Below are 865 nucleotides of genomic sequence, written 5' to 3' on the forward strand. Positions count from 1 at the left end.
GATCCCCGGGTACCGAGCTCGAATTGACATAAGCCTGTTCGGTTCGTAAACTGTAATGCAAGTAGCGTATGCGCTCACGCAACTGGTCCAGAACCTTGACCGAACGCAGCGGTGGTAACGGCGCAGTGGCGGTTTTCATGGCTTGTTATGACTGTTTTTTTGTACAGTCTATGCCTCGGGCATCCAAGCAGCAAGCGCGTTACGCCGTGGGTCGATGTTTGATGTTATGGAGCAGCAACGATGTTACGCAGCAGCAACGATGTTACGCAGCAGGGCAGTCGCCCTAAAACAAAGTTAGGTGGCTCAAGTATGGGCATCATTCGCACATGTAGGCTCGGCCCTGACCAAGTCAAATCCATGCGGGCTGCTCTTGATCTTTTCGGTCGTGAGTTCGGAGACGTAGCCACCTACTCCCAACATCAGCCGGACTCCGATTACCTCGGGAACTTGCTCCGTAGTAAGACATTCATCGCGCTTGCTGCCTTCGACCAAGAAGCGGTTGTTGGCGCTCTCGCGGCTTACGTTCTGCCCAAGTTTGAGCAGCCGCGTAGTGAGATCTATATCTATGATCTCGCAGTCTCCGGCGAGCACCGGAGGCAGGGCATTGCCACCGCGCTCATCAATCTCCTCAAGCATGAGGCCAACGCGCTTGGTGCTTATGTGATCTACGTGCAAGCAGATTACGGTGACGATCCCGCAGTGGCTCTCTATACAAAGTTGGGCATACGGGAAGAAGTGATGCACTTTGATATCGACCCAAGTACCGCCACCTAACAATTCGTTCAAGCCGAGATCGGCTTCCCGGCCGCGGAGTTGTTCGGTAAATTGTCACAACGCCGCGGCCAATTCGAGCTCGGTACCCGGG

1 protein-coding gene is annotated in these 865 nt (G+C 54.5%); it reads left to right on the forward strand.

What is annotated here, in order from left to right; genetic code table 11:
* Positions 1–309: 309 nt before the first annotated feature.
* Positions 310–774, forward strand: a complete 465-nt coding sequence (aac(3)-Ia, locus tag AAIE04_RS25035) for an aminoglycoside N-acetyltransferase AAC(3)-Ia (RefSeq protein ID WP_022542381.1) — start codon at positions 310–312, stop codon at positions 772–774.
* Positions 775–865: the final 91 nt, after the last annotated feature.

The organism is Serratia sp. Ae19-1 (assembly GCF_059801225.1).